The organism is Pantoea rodasii, assembly GCF_002095465.1.
In the GTDB taxonomy this organism is placed as follows: Bacteria; Pseudomonadota; Gammaproteobacteria; order Enterobacterales; family Enterobacteriaceae; genus Pantoea; species Pantoea rodasii.
Window position 1 is genome coordinate 176,693 of sequence record NZ_MLFP01000003.1, and the last position, 15,132, is coordinate 191,824.

General features: G+C 52.3%; 13 protein-coding genes. 1 reads left to right on the forward strand and 12 read right to left on the reverse strand.

The window, feature by feature from the left end; genetic code table 11:
- Positions 1 to 236: 236 nt before the first annotated feature.
- The gene (locus tag HA45_RS05320) at positions 237 to 1,325 is read left to right on the forward strand and encodes a hypothetical protein (RefSeq protein ID WP_100703913.1); all 1,089 of its coding nucleotides are present in this window, start codon (positions 237 to 239) and stop codon (positions 1,323 to 1,325) included.
- Positions 1,326 to 1,576: 251 nt separating this feature from the next.
- On the opposite strand, the gene HA45_RS05325 is transcribed toward HA45_RS05320, so the two are convergent.
- From HA45_RS05325 to HA45_RS05375, 12 genes are all read right to left on the reverse strand, one after another.
- Complete coding sequence (locus HA45_RS05325; protein WP_100703912.1) at positions 1,577 to 1,975, reverse strand: H-NS family histone-like protein; 399 nt, start codon at positions 1,973 to 1,975, stop codon at positions 1,577 to 1,579.
- A gap of 189 nt (positions 1,976 to 2,164) precedes the next feature.
- Positions 2,165 to 3,079 carry a Fic family protein gene (locus tag HA45_RS27940; RefSeq protein WP_244563385.1) on the reverse strand — a complete coding sequence of 305 codons (915 nt, stop codon included), beginning with the start codon at positions 3,077 to 3,079 and terminating at the stop codon, positions 2,165 to 2,167.
- Positions 3,080 to 3,105: 26 nt separating this feature from the next.
- Entirely contained in the window at positions 3,106 to 3,693 is a 588-nt protein-coding gene (locus HA45_RS27945) for a hypothetical protein (RefSeq protein ID WP_244563386.1), read from the reverse strand.
- A gap of 142 nt (positions 3,694 to 3,835) precedes the next feature.
- Positions 3,836 to 4,975 (reverse strand): LLM class flavin-dependent oxidoreductase, encoded by a 1,140-nt coding sequence (locus HA45_RS05335; RefSeq protein WP_100703910.1) that lies wholly within the window; start codon positions 4,973 to 4,975, stop codon positions 3,836 to 3,838.
- A gap of 8 nt (positions 4,976 to 4,983) precedes the next feature.
- Positions 4,984 to 6,159, reverse strand: coding sequence for an acyl-CoA dehydrogenase family protein (locus tag HA45_RS05340; protein WP_100703909.1), 1,176 nt, complete (start codon positions 6,157 to 6,159; stop codon positions 4,984 to 4,986).
- A complete protein-coding gene (locus tag HA45_RS05345; RefSeq protein ID WP_100703908.1) occupies positions 6,156 to 7,229 on the reverse strand; it encodes an LLM class flavin-dependent oxidoreductase in 1,074 nt (357 codons plus the stop codon). The genes HA45_RS05340 and HA45_RS05345 overlap by 4 nt, the downstream gene beginning before the upstream one ends.
- A gap of 11 nt (positions 7,230 to 7,240) precedes the next feature.
- Entirely contained in the window at positions 7,241 to 8,248 is a 1,008-nt protein-coding gene (locus HA45_RS05350) for an ABC transporter permease (protein WP_100703907.1), read from the reverse strand.
- The gene (locus tag HA45_RS05355; protein ID WP_100703906.1) at positions 8,229 to 9,830 is read right to left on the reverse strand and encodes a sugar ABC transporter ATP-binding protein; all 1,602 of its coding nucleotides are present in this window, start codon (positions 9,828 to 9,830) and stop codon (positions 8,229 to 8,231) included. Before HA45_RS05355 ends, HA45_RS05350 begins: the two co-directional genes overlap by 20 nt.
- Positions 9,830 to 11,098 (reverse strand): sugar ABC transporter substrate-binding protein, encoded by a 1,269-nt coding sequence (locus HA45_RS05360; RefSeq protein WP_100703905.1) that lies wholly within the window; start codon positions 11,096 to 11,098, stop codon positions 9,830 to 9,832. The genes HA45_RS05355 and HA45_RS05360 overlap by 1 nt, the downstream gene beginning before the upstream one ends.
- 263 nt (positions 11,099 to 11,361) lie before the next feature.
- On the reverse strand, positions 11,362 to 12,426 hold the full coding sequence (locus tag HA45_RS05365; RefSeq protein ID WP_366557323.1) for a sigma-54 interaction domain-containing protein: 1,065 nt from the start codon (positions 12,424 to 12,426) through the stop codon (positions 11,362 to 11,364).
- On the reverse strand, positions 12,423 to 13,586 hold the full coding sequence (locus HA45_RS05370; RefSeq protein WP_100703903.1) for an acyl-CoA dehydrogenase family protein: 1,164 nt from the start codon (positions 13,584 to 13,586) through the stop codon (positions 12,423 to 12,425). Before HA45_RS05370 ends, HA45_RS05365 begins: the two co-directional genes overlap by 4 nt.
- A gap of 189 nt (positions 13,587 to 13,775) precedes the next feature.
- Positions 13,776 to 15,131 (reverse strand): LLM class flavin-dependent oxidoreductase, encoded by a 1,356-nt coding sequence (locus HA45_RS05375; RefSeq protein WP_100703902.1) that lies wholly within the window; start codon positions 15,129 to 15,131, stop codon positions 13,776 to 13,778.
- Position 15,132 lies beyond the last annotated feature (1 nt).

Below are 15,132 nucleotides of genomic sequence, written 5' to 3' on the forward strand. Positions count from 1 at the left end.
AAAAAAACCTTCGCGGCTTAACAGAACCCCAACTTCTCCCGCTATAAATTGGCCGTAATAAAAAAATCCGCCTCAAAAAGCGGCAAACGTTGTCAAAATGTGACTTGCAACGTTAATCATAATGATTATCATTTTCAATGTTGTAGTCGGATTGTTCCATTACGCTGCCTGTTTAAACCTAATAAGAACTGGCGGTGTGTGGGGCATTTACACTCATCATTATGGCTGGAGTGATTATGCATAAGAATTGGTATCAGGCAGGGGGTCACGCTGCACAGCGGCTTCCTGCACCTGAAGAGATTGCTTCATTAGCCGCTTTCCATGCGGAGAGCGAGTCGCTGGCCCCACTGATGATTTGGCAAGTGCTACATGAACTGGCGATTGTCTCCGCTGAGGGATGGATAATTACAGAGGCGTGCAAACAGGCGGGAATAGATGCCGTCTTTCATCGTCTGCTGGAGCGATGGCATTTGATTCTGGAAGAGGAGGGGATCGTAGAACAGCGTGACCATCGCTGGTTCGCCGGTGACTGCGCGCCTGCGCTGACTTCCGTTGAACAACGTATCGACGATGGCAAAATTCGCCTGCGCCGTTGCCTGGACTGGCACTCCGCAGGGGAAGCCTACCTTAACCAGTTATTTGCCTGTCACCACTCTCTATGCGAGGTGATGCGTGCCCCGCATCGGGCGCATCAACTGCAGTCCCATAATGGCGAACCTATTGCTTCTTTGGCGGTTGAACGTCGCAACATTATAAATGATTACTTCGGCGAAATAGTCACCTCGCTGCTGCAAACGGTAATGCAGGGGCATGATCGGCCGCAGGTTTTGGAAATTGGCTCAGTCGGCCTTACCGCAGATGGAAGTGAGACAGACCACGTTTCTGTCACACCCCAATGCTCCCAACACGCTGAACCCTGTTTCGCGCACACTTCCACATTACCAACCGGCCACTGTGACGCTCATCAGCCTCTGGACCAGAAAAATCCCGAACAATTCCATGTCGTATTGGCGATCAATTCGCGGCGTATTGCCTCTAACCTCGATGTCTATCTCACCTGCATCTGGCGTTTGCTGAAACCGGGCGGTGCATTGATTGTGCTGGAAGTCACTCAGGATAGGGCGCTGGATTGGATAAGCGCGCCTGCGATTCAGCAGGCGGCGTTGGGGCGACATCATCAGCAAGATTCCTCGATACTTTCGCGTGAATGCTGGCAGCAGGCATTTTTGCGCACGGGTTTCCGCATGGTGGGTGAATGGCCAGAGCCAGACATGCCACTTGCTTTTGTCGGTCAGCAAATTTATATCGTGCAGCGGCCAGCTTAGTCGATGAACATCATGGAAATATTTTCCTGGTGCTAAAACACATTCATACCACTGAATAATACGATGTAGTTATGAATACGCCGCAGCTTAATCAACCAATCATTTTAATAACGGGCCTGGTACGGGGAAGGGAATTGAATATGCAGCGAATGAAGAAGGGGGATGAAGTCAGTCAGAGAGCAAGTGACATTTTGGTGGGCATTCACCCACCAAACATGTTCGATAACTCAAATTAACTGGACCAGGCCCAATTAAATCAGGAAGTCGTCGAGAGATTTGCCAGCGTCGACGGCGGCTTTAATCACTGCCGGGGTACGACCCTGTCCGGTCCAGTGTTTCTCAACGCCATCTTCTGTGTACTTATATTTAGCCGGACGCGGTGCACGTTTAGCGCGCGCCTTACCGGTCGGCGTTAATGCGCCCAGCAGTTCATTCGGGTCGATACCATCCTGCAGCAGCAGGTCACGGTATTTAGCCAGCTTCTCTTCTTTCTCGCGCACAGCGGCTGCGCTGGCATTGTTTTCTTCACGACGCTCGGACACCACGACAGTAAATTTTTCCAGCATCTCTTCCAAATCGGACAGCTGGACTTCACGTGCCTGTGCGCGAAGCGTACGGATATTGTTTAACGCCTTAATTGACTCACTCATGAACTTCTCCTGAATATTTTGTCGCTGAACGAAATAAATTAAATGGTGCAGTAGGTAACTAATTTAAGGGCGAGTATATAGATGCCGTCCTCTTAAAAGAAGTACAACACATCAGATATCAATAATAAAGCCTGCAAGGTGTCAATTTTTAGATATTTCTCAACGCGTCCAAAGGTGCCTCAGCTTTCTCTAACTTCCATCTTCAAACGCCGACCTTACCGCTGCAACAATCCTATCCGCTTTTACAGCATCCTCCAGCTGCGGATATTCTTTCCTCAGCTTGCCCGATATCTGCCATCCATTCTCTTTTAATGCCCGTATAATGCGGTTCGCATCCTGGTCTGGCATTTCCAGTACTTCTTTTAACCGCTCTTGCGCCCGCTGGAATATTGTTAACACTCTGGCTTCATCGGCCATTTCGACTCGCACGGTATGTTCAATGACCTTCGCGGTATAAAGCACGTGGGACGTGAGATCCGGATAGCGCCATGCGAAGCGGGCGTCCTGGTAGTCAGAGAAATAGAAGTTGCTCGGTGTGCCGTCCTCATAGGTTACGATTTCGCCAAAGTGGCAGGAGGAAGCGTATCGGCGCATCAGACGTTTAGAAAAGACTTCAAGCGTGCGGTCATAGCCAACACGGAAATCCAGAGAGCTGGTGATACTGGCAGAAACGGGCAAAATGACACCTTCAGGGATCGCGCCATCGCGTATTAATGTGTCATTGATCAAGAAGCGGTGAATACGACCATTCCCATCGCGCATCGGATGAATATAGACAAAGCCAAAGGCGATAACGCCCGCTCGAGCCAAAGATTCAGCGCCACGTGTGGCAGATTCAAATTCCTGTAATCCGTGCATAAATAGCGGGAGGTCTTCAAATTGCGGTGCCACATAATGAACAATGTCTTCACGCAGCGTGGCCTGCCCGACAAACACCGGGGATCGACGAAGTCCTAAACCTAATGCATCGTGACCGAGAATCCCTTTTTGCAGAATATGCAGGCTTTCGTCACTAAGAGGGAACTCAATCTGGCCGCAATATTGTGCGATCACATGGGCGAATCGCTGTATCCGATCGGCCTGTTCAGCTTCTTTCTCAATCAAAAAGCTGGCTCGAGATTCTTTGAAAGTCAGCCAACTGGCGGTACGCAATAATATATCTGCGCCGAAGGTATCATCCAGGTCGTGCAAGGCTGCGGTGACATCAAATGAAATCGCCTGCTCAATTTCAGCTGTGCGGCGAACAACAGGGCAGAAGTCAGGCGAGCCGGGTAAATTATCATTGATACGCCAGCGTTTATTTTTATGGCTGACGTCCGCGCCAGATAATCCTTCGCGGAGATCGCCGCAATATAGCCGCCATTAGTGACATCGGGCACATTATGAAGCGTGTTGCCCGTCAGCCATTCATAGAGAAATCCCGTCCGGCGAGCGTATTGGCCAAAGGGTTCACGCAGGCACCAGTTTTCGATCGGTTCAGGGCCGATGGCGGCAAAGAGTCGGGCAAAGAACTCCAGATGGATCTCTTCATATTTAAGCCCAAAGGCAAAGTGCCCTGAGAAGCTATCGTCAGGTTGATAGCTTGGTGGGTAACGTTTTTCAATCTGTCCCTGATTCTCGTGGGTGGTGCGAACCGTGCCAATTGAAGACTCCACCCGTAATGGCTGAACCAGTTCAATGTGATGAAGCTTGCAGAGCGCCTTAAATCCCACCAGCATCGGCTGAATCCTTTAACATCTGAGTGAAAACGATAATTTCTCAGAACTATAGCGCGAAAATAGTAACAAGGCGATGTGGCCTTGATAATTCGCGCGCTAAAATGCTAATAGATTCTTATTATCGACCGAAAATGATAACGCGCTACGTCATTAGCCCACGTCTTTTCAATACGGGTATCACGCCATCACCAAACCACAGGGCTTCTTCAACATGCGGGTAGCCAGACAAGATAAACTCGTCCACTCCCGCCTGATGATACTCCTCGATTCTCTCAGCGACCTGCTCATAGCTACCGACCAGCGTGGTGCCCGCACCTCCGCGTAATAAACCGACACCCGCCCAGACATTGGGATAAATCTCCAGATTATTATCCCGCTTCTCCAAAAGCGCTGTCATACGCTGCTGCCCAACACCGGTTGCTGTTTTGAAGGTCTTTTGCACGGCAGCGATAGCGTCTGGCGTAGCATCGGCCAATAAGGCTTCTGCGGCTTGCCACGCTTCTTCCGCTGTAGGGCGGGCAATCACATGCATCCTAACCCCGAAGCGTAAAATCCGGTTTTGCTCAGCCGCCAGTGACTGCACGCGATCGAAATGCGCTTTCAGCTCCGGCGGCGTTTCCCCCCAGCTGAGATAGACGTCAGCATGACGAGCGGCAACCTTTAAAGCGGCATCAGAGGATCCACCGAAATAGATTTCAGGCGGCTGATTGACACCCGGCGCATAAGCCCCTTCGCTCCACAAATGCTTCCCCTCAAAGTGATAGGGCGCTTGCCAGGCATTACGCAGGATGGTGAGGAACTCATCTGTACGCTCATAACGTTGTTCTTTATCCAGCGGATCGCCAAAGCGCCGCTGCTCGGCACTTTCTGAACCGGTCACAATATTCAACAGCAGTCTGTTGCCTGACAACCGCTGGAAGGTCGCCGCTTGCTGTGCCGCAAGCGCTGGAGAAAGGGTGCCCGGCCTGACGGCAACCAGAAATCGCAAAGTCGTGGTTTGCGATAACAGGCTGGCGCAGGTTATCCAGGCGTCCTCACACCAGGTGCCGGTAGGCGTTAATACCGCATCAAACCCTGCATACTCGGCGGTTTGGGCCACCTGTCGAATATACGACTGCGTGGCGGCGCGCACCCCAGCGGGGGCAACATCGGTTTCTGAATCCGCCTGTGCTGGCTGTGAATTATCACCCATGTAGAGTGACTGCACTGCCGCGCCAGCCTGCGTCAACGTGCGGCCATCACCGTGGGTGGGTAGATACCAGTGCAAAGCAATTTTGGCCATTTATCACCTCAGAAGTAGGACGTACGCGGCGGTTGAATATGATTAACTTCCCAGTTCGCGACAGCCCAACGTTTATAGTCCAGCGGGTTATGTGCCACTACCGTCTGCGCATTGCGCCAATGACGGTGTAAATTCAGCTCGTCACGCACCGCAGAAGCCCCGCCTGCATTGAAAATACGCGTGGTCGCGGGTAAAACCAGATCGGCCACCGCGACTTGTGCGCGGGCGACATCAATAGCCGCAGAGAGTGCGGCCGCTTCATTTTCTGGCTGACGCGCTGCGACATCCAGGCTGTCTGCTGCGGCCAGAACCACCGCACGTGACGCCCAGGCCGCGCTGCTCACGTCGCCCGCGGTGCGCAAGAAGAACGGATCATCACTGGCTTTTGCCGTCAATCCATGTGCACTGGGCCGCGCTTTTCCACTGAGATATTGATTGATATCCGATGATGCGTTGAGCGCAATTCCGGCCAGTACCGCAGATAAAAATAACTGCCGTTGACCACCGATATGTGTAAAGCGATCATCCAGAGCATGGAAGGAAAGTAACTCAGACGCCTCAACCCGAACGTCATTGAAATAAGACGTTCCGCTGGCGGTAAGCCGCTGACCCATACCGTCCCAATCATCATTGAGAGTGACACCGTCACGATTTGCCGGAATCAGGGCCGTGCGACGAACACCGTCTGCATCCTGACCCGCAACATAAAGCAACGTGGCAAACAGGCTGCCGGTGGAATAGGCTTTTACTCCGTTGAGTTGCCAGCTGCCATCAGCCTGATGGATAAGTGTTGAGGTAATGTCACCGACGCGCGAAGTTGATGCTTCGCTTAAGGCATTACCGATTAAAGCGCCTTCAACAATAGTCGGCCACCAGGCTGTAGCCGTGGAGCCCAAGCCATGCACGCGCAGTTCCTCAATAAAAAAGAAGTGTGGCCGTATGGCCTGCGCCAGATTGGAGTCCACTGAAGCGATAGCCGTAATGGCAGCCATCTGTTGATGCAAAGTCCCGCCTGCGCCACCCTGTTCCTCCGGTACGCGCAGCGTGAAAATCCCCGTTGGGCGGAGTAAACCGATGCCGTCATAAGGCAGCTTTCGCTGGCGCTCATAAGTGGCAGCTTTGTCACCCAGTTGTGGAAGGATTGCCGTTAACGCGGCGAGGACATTTTCAGCCTGCTGGCTCATTGATTTTTCTCCAAATGACGAACGCGAGGCAGAACTTCCTGCGCAAAGATTTCCATCCCTTGCTCAAAAGGCTGGAAGGCAAGCATAAAGGTTTCAATTCCCAGTAGGTTCCAGTTAAGAATACGCTGTGCCACCGTGTCATAACTGCCGACCAATCCCGCGGCGGTTCCGCCGTTAGGCCCAATATGCGGGCGGTCACGCAGGTTTTTCCACATCACCGATTGCTGATCGGTTTGCTCCAGAAAACGATCGATCATATTTCCCGCGCGGGCTTTATCTTGCGCATCAAGGTGCCACTGCCACTGCAGAATCTCCTCTGCCGCTGCATCACTTTCTGCGGCAATAACAAACGCCGCCATGCCAAAGCGAATCGGCGCTAATGCAGCTGGGCGCGGACGACTTCTCACATCCGCAATCAATGCTTTAGCACTCGCCTCAGGTTGGGCATTCAGAAAAAGCACATCTGCCTCTTGTGCCGCCAGTGCACGAGCCGGCTCAGATTCCCCGCCCATATAAATCTGGGGACGCTGACGCCAGTTGTTCGCCGGGCGCAGAACAAAATCATCAATGTTGAAGAAATCACCACGAAACGTGGTTCTTTGTCCCTGCATCAATTGGCTCACCACTTTTAGCCATTCGGTACCAAAGGCATAACGCTGTTCATGCGGCAACATGCCGATACCAGAACGTTCAAGATCAGGTTTCCACCACGCATTCACCACATTAATGGCGAATCTGCCCCGGCTAATCTCCTCAATGCCCAATGCCTGCTTCGCCAGAATCGTGGGGTGGATGATTGAAGGCTTAATCGCCGCGATAATTTCAATGTTATCCGTCAACGCGGCTGCTGCAGCCGCAGCCGTCCAGGCATCAAGCTGATCCAGATCTTCACCAAGCGGGTTCATGGTGTGCTGCGCAATTAAGGTGCTGTCGAAACCCAGCTTTTCGGCTAATAAAATCTGTGCACGCACGCGCTGCCAACTGGCATCGACTTTCTCTTCCGGATGGCTAAGCGAGGCAAACGTGCCGTGGACATTAGCCCATATGCCGAAACGGGGTGAATTTGTCATCGGGTCTGTCCTCACTTGATGATGTTTTGCAGGCTTTGGCGATCGATAGTGGTTAATACCGCCAGCACAATGATGAAACCTTTAACGATTTCCTGCGTGAAGGGGGAAACACCGGAAACGTTCAGGCCATTGCTCAAAATGGTAATCATGGCAACGCCGGAGAAGGTGCGTGCTGCGCCGCCGACCCCTCCGCTCAGCGCAGTGCCGCCGACCACAATGGCCGCGACGCTATCGAGCACATAACCTTCGCCAATGGAAGGTGTGGCGGAACCCAAGCGAGAGAGTAAAAAGAACCCTCCCACGGCGGCCAGCGAGCCAGACAACACAAAGGCGTAAGTTTTGAACCGTTTAACAGGAATACCGCTGAGTTGGGCAATGCGCTCACCGGCACCAATCGCCACGATGTAGCGACCAAAGCGGGTATAGGACGTACTGAAACTGAGCACCAGCCATAACGCCAGTCCAAGCAACAACACGTTGGGCACATTGGGGATCAGCTGCCCATTGGCCAATGAGGAGAAGTCGTCGTTATCGACAAACAGCGCGGACCCGTTCAATACATGCAACATGACGCCGGTAAAGATTGAGCCGGAGGCTAGCGTGGCAATAAAGGAGGGAATGCGCATCAGGGTAGAGAAACTGGCATTGATTAATCCAGCAATGATTCCCGTCGCCAATGCCGCCACAAACGTGAGCCCAAAGCTCAAGCCAAAATGCTGAAGTAAAACGGCGCTGAGAGCTGAGGAGAGCCCTGCAACGGCCCCCACGGAGAGATCAATGCCGCCCATTAACACCACAAAGGTTGCGCCGAGTGAGAGCAACAGCAGCGGGCCTGCTTGCGCGCCCATCACTACAAGATTCAAGGGTGAGAGAAACGCGGGCTGATTCACGCCAAACCACACAACCAAAATAAACAGAGCGGCGACAGGAAGGATAATGGCACGCTGTTCGCGGCGCAGCAGCTGCTGAATATGCCAGCGCGGTAGCGTTTCTACGGGTTTAAGCGAGTCGATACTCATCAGTATCTCCTGAATGAAAAGAAGAGGGGGACTCAGCAGATCCAATCATGTCAGCAACCAGATCGTGTTCAGTCGCTTGCTCACTCTGGGCTGAGATATCCGTTACCAGTTGCCCATCGCGCATGATCAAAATGCGATGGCTTAAACTGAGCAACTCCGGAAGGTCATCGCTGACATACAAAATGGTGGTGCCGGCCGCCGCCAGTTGGCGGAGCAGGGCGTAGATATCGGCTTTGGCGCCGACATCCACGCCTGCCGTTGGATTTTCAATCAACAACAACGCGGGTTGTCGATGGATCCAACGCGCCAGTGAAACCTTTTGCTGGTTCCCTCCACTCAAGGAACCCACGGTTTGCCCGGCACGGGTTTTAATGTTGAGCGCATCGATCATCTCGCGGGTAACCTGCCGTTCATACCGCGTGCGCCATAAACCCAACCAATTAGTAAAACCTCGAGGTGAATTCTGCCCGCCAGGTAACGAGATATTGCTGGTGACGCTTTGGCTTAAAATCAGGGCTTCGTGGGGGCGATCACCAGAAATAAACGCGACGCCTTGCTGCAGACGCTGACGAAAACTGCCGCGTAATGCGCGCTGATTCAGGGCAACATCGCCGCTCTCAGCCGGTTCAATGCCCGCCAGGATGCGTAACAGTTGCCCCTTTCCCGAGCCGAGCAGTCCACCAATTCCCACGATTTCGCCTTTCTGGAGCGAAAACGACACCATGTGCAGGGCACCGCGACGGGTTCCTGCTCGCAGGCGGCTGCTCGCAGAAAGGGCCGTTACCGAAAGTGCGATGTGGTCAGAAGAGGGTGCCGCCGGCGGTTGCGTCTCACGAGTGACGGCTCGACCGACCATTAACTTGTGGATACGCGTTTCGCTATATTCGCTGACCTTGCCTTCACTGACCTGTTCACCGTCTTTGAGAATCACCAACCGATCGCAAACCTCAAACACTTCCTGCAATCGATGGGAAACGAACACCACACCGACACCTTGCTGACGCAGTGAAGACATCAGATTCAGCAGGCGTGAAACTTCAGCGCGACTCAAACCGGTGGTGGGTTCATCGAACAGTACAAAACCAGCGGGCAAATTAAGGACTTTAGGCAGCATCACAGCACGAGCGACTTCCAATGCCTGACGCGTGGCAAAGTCATAGCTGAGCATCGCGGCTTTGACATCCACGTCCAATCCCATGTGCGAAACGATATGCCGGGCTTCCGTCATCATGGCGCGTTTCTGCAACACGCCATAACGACTGAATTTCTGCTCATGCCCGAGAAACAAGCTTTCATAAACCGGTAAATTACCAATCAGCGCGGGATCCTGAAAAATACGCCAGATCCCTTGCAGATTCGCTTGCCGATAGTTATCCAGCGTGAGGGTTCGGTCGTTCAGCTGGACGGTTCCGGTGGTGGGTCGCAGCGTGCCGGAAAGGATATTAAGCAGCGTTGATTTTCCCGCACCGTTTTCGCCCAGAATACCGACCACCTCACCGGAGGCGATTTGCACATTGATGTTCGCCAGCACGCGGTTCCGTCCGTAACTGTGGCCGATGCGATCAAGGCTGAGCTGCGCCATCAGACACTGATGCCTTTGTAATCGAAGTTATTTAACTTCAGGCGGTAAGCTTGCTGGTAACGTTGCGTGACCTTCTCAAACTCACCGGATGCCACCGCTTCAGCATAAGCGGCAGGGGGCTGCCAACCTGCAGGTTTGGGGGTGCCCGATGCCGCGTAATACTCTTTGATATTGATCGGCACCAGTGGCGTCTGCGGATCCCATTTGTCACCACTGATAACATGTGACAGCAAGCGAGGGTCAAAGGGCAGGTTAGGGTTATCAACAAAGCGAGCCAGCACGCCATCTACGTTATCTTTGGTCACCAGCAAGCCAGCAAAACCGACGAAACGTTCCGGCACTGAGGGTTTATAACCATTTAAAGCATCAAACAGACGCACCACGGCCTGGATTCCGTGATAAGCCGGAGACTGGAATACTGTTGCCGCCACACGCCCACTTTTTACCGCGCGCAGAATATCCGTGGCACCATCAGTACCGACAGTCAGGACATCTTTACCCGGTTTAATATTCAGCCCGCGCAGTGCGGCCAGCACACCCGTCAGTGAGCCGTCGTTTTGCGCGATAATCACATCCGGCGCGCCATAACGGGATATCAAATCTTCTGCAGCTTTTTGTCCATCTTCTGCGCTCCAGTTGCCCGGCAGGCTGCCCAAAATTTTGACCTGCGGGAATTCAGAGAGTGCATGGTAAACGGAAGCGCTGCGCAGATTATCGACAAACGCCCCTTTTGGTCCCGTCACATGCAGGACTTTTAATGCCGGCCCCGATTTCTTGACGGCTTCTCCGAGGGTGAATTTTACAGCCTGGTAAAAACCGACATCTTCCCGTGTGACAAAGGCCTGCACATAGCCATCACCGGCATCAAGAGGATGGCTCCACGGCAAATTGCTGCCGAAGTTGACCAGAAAGCCTCCGTTCTGGGCGACAGCACGCGCAATGCTTTTATTAGCACTGCCATCGACGCTGTTGGTGAGGATCAATTTTTTCCCGGCAGCGATGGCAGACTGTGCCTGAGTGAGCGCAGTGGCGTCATTCAAATTGAAGTTGGTCGAGGAATAAGGCAGTCCCAGCACTTTTGCGGCTCGCTGTGCAGCATCATTCACAATAGTGTTCCATTCGTTATTAAGCAGCAGCAGTTGTTGTATCGGTGCTGTAAGCAGGTTCTGCGCCAGAACATTGCGCGCAGTGAGTAACTGGCCACCGACGAGCGCAGCCCCTGCGCTAAACTGTAAAAAACGACGACGTGAAAAAGACAATGATTCCATTATGCTCTCCGGCAATTGCCTGCAAATTAACTGGTGAAGTTGAATGAGGAATTATTTTTTACTGCCAGACAGTAATATCTAAATTTCCCTGCAAAGAGAAATACCGAAAAAAACATTCCATTGACCTTAAAGGAATAAGCTTGGTTATTTTTATTAAGATATGAGTGAGCCTCACTCTCGATACAGAGCGAAGTTAAGTAGCACCAGCTTTAAAATGTGATTTTCAGTAAATTATTTATGCGATAATTAATCCTGATTTTCTATCAAGTATTTCGGGTATTAACAATAAGCTCACCAATACGTATTAGGTGCGCACGTGTGACATTGCGCGTCAACCCTAACAGGTTAGCGGTATGAACCTGATTTTGATGGCAATATTGATACGCCATCCTGACCACTATATCCTCGATACGTTGGTGGACGCTGCCTGAACACTCTTCAAACAGACGCTCCAGTGCCTGGAGCAACAACGTTTCCCCGGTGACTTCAGATTGTTCATGCGTTTGATCTTGAACCAGTCGCGTATTGTTTAAGGCAATGTTCCTGGCCTGAATTTCATTGCTGTGGCTAATCAGTAATGCGTGATGAATAACATTCTCAAGCTCGCGAATATTCCCTGGCCAGCTGTAATGGGTTAGTTTATGAATGGCTTCATCACTTAGTGTGGCATACGAATAGCCAAGGCGACTGCTGTACTCCTCGATAAAGTGTCGAGCCAGTGGGATAATATCGCCAACTCTCTCACGGAGTGGTAACAGTCTTAAACTCACGACATTCAGTCGATAGAAAAGATCTTCACGAAACTGCCCTTGGAGAATAGCCTGTTCAAGATGAATATTGGTCGCGGCTAATACGCGCACATCAATTGGAATAGATTTTCGTGAGCCTAAACGCACGACTTCACGCTCCTGTAACACACGAAGAATTTTCACCTGGATCGCCAGCGGTAAATCACCGATCTCATCAAGAAAAAGTGTGCCGCCATTCGCTTCTTCAAACCAACCCGCTCGTGCAGACAGTGCCCCGGTAAAAGCGCCTTTCTCATGGCCAAACAGTTCTGCTTCGACCAGCGATTCCGCAAAAGCGCCACAGTTCACCGCAATAAAGGGACCGTCACGCCGATGGCTAAGGTTGTGCACGTGTCGCGCAACCAACTCTTTGCCCGTTCCGGTTGCACCTATTATCAAAATGCTGGCTTCACTTGGCGCAATTTGTTGTATGTGCGCCAACAGCTCCAGCGATCGCGGATCTTCAAATACCTGCGCGCTGGCCTTTTTCTGGCAGGCGTTGGGATAGGAAGCGTCAGTAGATTCATGGCTGCACCTTATGAGTAATACGAGGGTTCGGGGGCTTGGTGGTTAAGCGCCCATTTCCCCAGCTCTTGAATACGATAATCCACCGGATCGTGCAGCGTTTGAGTGCGCATATTGCGCCAGTGTCGGTCAAAGCGAAGCGATGCATGCGTGGCGCGGGCACCCGTCACATCAAACAGGCGATTGCAAATATCCAGTCCATGCTGTGTGGCAGCAACTTTAGCGGTGCCGACAGATAAGGCTAGCTGCGCGCGTTCCGCATAGTCTAACGTCAGCGCTTTAGACCATGCCGCATCAAGCTGTTGTGCCGCCCGGTCAACCAGCAGTCGCACACTTTCAAGACCGACCCAAAATTCGCCGTAATGGTGCAGTACATAATGATCTTCCGTTGCGACCCGCGCGACGGATTGCAGCCAGGGGCGTTTTTCCCGCCGCGTGTAGTCACGTGCTTCATTAAAAGCACCTTCAGCGATACCCAGAAACATACTGGCGAAATGCAGTTGCGAAATCAGAGGGCGCAAGCTGGCAAACGCTGAACTACTGGGGCCCGGTTCCAACAACATCTCATCAGGCTCAACGCGGACACGTTCGAAAGTAACATTGCCGCTATCAGTCTGGCGCTGACCAATATTGTCCCAATCATCATGGATAGTGATTCCCGTGCGGCCGCTAGGCACCATTGCCATGACAAATCGATTGTCATTACTGGTCTCAAAGCCAGATGCCAGCAGGATCTCTGAGTCGGCGGCACCGGAGCTGAAACTCTTCTGACCGGAAAACTCATACCATCCTATCTGTTGCTGTACGGTCATCCGCTCATCAAGCACATTAAGCGCATTACCCCAAAACCAGTTGCGCGAAGCGGTTTGGTCAAACCAAGGCTGCCATTGGTCAGCACGTGCAAACATGCGCACGGTCGCCAACTGCAACTGGTGAAAACCGAAAATATGCGCGATAGAGCTGTCTACGCGAGCAAAGAGCTGCGTGGTGGCCATGATCTCGCGCCAGCTGGAGCCCAATCCGCCAAACTGTTGCGGAATCAACATGGCTAACAGCCCACTTTGACGAATCGCATCGCGCTGTGCTTTCGGTGTTCCTCCTTGTTGGTCGCGTTCCACTGCATCAATCGCAAAAAATTCAGCGAGTTGTTCCGCGCGTTGCCATGACGTAGCCATTATCCCTCTCACATACAATGTTGGTGAGCAAACAGTGTCTCGCTGAGTGAACGACTTCCTTTCAGTGAGGTGTACTGCAGACAACAGTTTTATAACTAAACCACTGAGCTAGCCCAACCAAAAAAAATCGCTAGTGATATGCGATGAACGGGATAGGTCGCCGCGTCAGGCGTCTGTTGAACACGAATATTAATTAAAAGCCTGATGCCACTGCCGTGCGGGATGTCGTGCAGGTAAAGTAGGGGCTTCACCGAACATTTTCTGCCGCAAGGTGCCCGCGCCATACTCTCGCTGCGCCAGACCGCGCTGTTGCAATACCGGCAGAATATGATCGATAAACTCAATGAACGAACCCGGCGTGGTTTCATACATCAGATTGATGCCATCCACGCCGGCTGCTTGCCAGCGCTCCAGCTCATCAGCAATCTGTTCGGGTGTTCCTACAATGCGTGTATTGAGTGCATATGCACTGGCCAGGTCGGCAACCGTCGGCGATCGTCCAAAAGACTCGCTGAAAACCTCAATGATGCCCTGAACGCCTTCGATTTTAACGTCGGACAGCAACTGGTCGGGTGCCAGCACCCCAAGGTCAACGCCCAAATCACGACTGATATGCGCAAGTAATCCATCAACACTCAAAAATTCGTCCAGCGCTGCAGCTTTCCTTCTGGCCTCTTCTTCAGTGCTGCCCACAACAAACGACAAGCCCTGCAGGAATTTAAGATCCTGCGGATCACGACCTGCCTGGCGCAATTGCTCACGCATGGTGCTGGTGAGGACGTGCGCACCTTCAGGATTGCGGCAAACAATGAAAGTACACTCAGCATGACGCGTAGCAAAAGCCCGTCCCGCTTGCGATGATCCCGCCTGATACAGCACCGGGGTGCGTTGAGGTGAAGGTAATGCCAGATGCGGTCCGGCAACCCGATAGCGTTGGCCCTGATGATGAATACGGTGAACGTGAGCAGGATCGGCGTATCGGTTGTTGCGCGCGTCATTGAGCAGCGCTTGGTCATCCCATGACCCTTCCCACAATTTATAGACCACCTCCATATATTCTTCCGCCCAGCGATAGCGTTCATCGTGCGCCGTAATGCCCGGTAAACCAAAGTTGTGTGACGCGTTCTCACTGACGCTGGTGACGATATTCCAACCGACGCGCCCTTTACTCAGATGATCGAGTGTCGAAACCCGGCGCGCAAAATTGAACGGATGATCCTGAAGAATAGAGCTGGTGAATACCAACCCAAGTTGCTGTGTGACCGCCACCAGTGCTGTGGCAATGGTGGATGCATCATGGATGGGTATCTGCACCGCCTGCTCAATATAGGTATCAGCCGAGCCTTTGTAGATGGCATCAACGCCGAGCACATCGGCCAGGAAAAGCGCATCAAAATGCGCTGATTCTAAACGTTTCGCCAGTTCCACCCACACTTCAAGTTCATGAAAACGCGTGGCTTGAGTGGCGGGGTTACGCCAGAATCCGTGATAGATATGTGATACTGCCGCCATTGAAAAGGCATTAAGAATAAGTCGTTTAGTCATC

Coding starts and splice junctions, on each gene's coding strand:
- HA45_RS05320 (WP_100703913.1), top strand. CDS start 237: ATGCATAAGAATTGGTATCAGGCAGGGGGTCACGCTGCACAGCGGCTT.
- HA45_RS05325 (WP_100703912.1), bottom strand. CDS start 1,975: ATGAGTGAGTCAATTAAGGCGTTAAACAATATCCGTACGCTTCGCGCA.
- HA45_RS27945 (WP_244563386.1), bottom strand. CDS start 3,693: ATGCTGGTGGGATTTAAGGCGCTCTGCAAGCTTCATCACATTGAACTG.
- HA45_RS05335 (WP_100703910.1), bottom strand. CDS start 4,975: ATGGCCAAAATTGCTTTGCACTGGTATCTACCCACCCACGGTGATGGC.
- HA45_RS05340 (WP_100703909.1), bottom strand. CDS start 6,159: ATGAGCCAGCAGGCTGAAAATGTCCTCGCCGCGTTAACGGCAATCCTT.
- HA45_RS05345 (WP_100703908.1), bottom strand. CDS start 7,229: ATGACAAATTCACCCCGTTTCGGCATATGGGCTAATGTCCACGGCACG.
- HA45_RS05350 (WP_100703907.1), bottom strand. CDS start 8,248: ATGAGTATCGACTCGCTTAAACCCGTAGAAACGCTACCGCGCTGGCAT.
- HA45_RS05355 (WP_100703906.1), bottom strand. CDS start 9,830: ATGGCGCAGCTCAGCCTTGATCGCATCGGCCACAGTTACGGACGGAAC.
- HA45_RS05360 (WP_100703905.1), bottom strand. CDS start 11,098: ATGGAATCATTGTCTTTTTCACGTCGTCGTTTTTTACAGTTTAGCGCA.
- HA45_RS05370 (WP_100703903.1), bottom strand. CDS start 13,586: ATGGCTACGTCATGGCAACGCGCGGAACAACTCGCTGAATTTTTTGCG.
- HA45_RS05375 (WP_100703902.1), bottom strand. CDS start 15,131: ATGACTAAACGACTTATTCTTAATGCCTTTTCAATGGCGGCAGTATCA.